Origin of the sequence: Cupriavidus sp. IK-TO18 (assembly GCF_015549295.1) — a bacterium.
Lineage (GTDB): Bacteria > Pseudomonadota > Gammaproteobacteria > Burkholderiales > Burkholderiaceae > Cupriavidus > Cupriavidus oxalaticus_A.
On record NZ_JADGMP010000085.1, the window covers coordinates 1 to 797 of the forward strand.

The window sequence follows — 797 nt, forward strand, 5'->3', positions numbered from 1 at the left end:
ATCACCGTATCGGCCATGGCGCCACGATCGACGGTCGAATTGGCGCCGATCTCGACATTGTCCTGGATAATGACGCGGCCGATCTGCGGCACCCGCTCGGGCCCACGCGGGCCTCCGGCAAAGCCGAAGCCATCCTGGCCAATCCGGGCGCCGGCATGGATGATGACGCCGTTGCCGATCAGCGCATACTGGATCGAACTGTGCGGACCAATGTAGCAGTCGCGGCCGACCTGCGAGGAACGGCCGACGACCGCATTGGCGGCGACCACCGTGCCACTGCCGACAGAAGCGTTCGGCCCGATGACGACACCGGCCTCAATGATGGCGCCGTCCTCGACATGGGCAGTCGGATCGATATGCGCAAATGGCGAAATACCGGTCTCGCCGGTCACGCCAACCGGGCGCCCAGCATCGGGATAGATCAGCCGGCCGATGCGGGCGAACGCCTGCTGCGGCCGTGGCGTGACGAGGATGGCGATGCCTGAAGGCACAAGCGCAGCTACGTCCTGCGTGCAAAGCACCGCGGCAGCGTGAAGCGTCGCCAAAGGCGCCGCGTTGCGCTTGCCCTCGACAAACACCAACGCGCCTTCCCCACCATCAGTGGCGGAGGCAATGGTCGAAATCTCTATCTGGGAAAGACCGCTATCGGCCAGGGTGGCGCCGGTAATGTCGGCCACCTCGCCTGCCGTAAATCGGCGCGACGGCACAAAGAAAACCGGATCCGTCATGAAGTGCTGTTCCAGCTAGGCCGGGCAATCGGCTTCCGGGCCATGACAGCCCGGAAGCATGGTACCGCA

Annotated in this window: 1 protein-coding gene; it reads right to left on the reverse strand. The window is 64.7% G+C overall.

Annotated elements, in window-relative coordinates; genetic code table 11:
• A partial coding sequence (locus IPF36_RS34200) for a UDP-3-O-(3-hydroxymyristoyl)glucosamine N-acyltransferase (protein WP_195432359.1) occupies nucleotides 1–728 on the reverse strand: 728 nt, incomplete at its 3' end.
• Nucleotides 729–797: the final 69 nt, after the last annotated feature.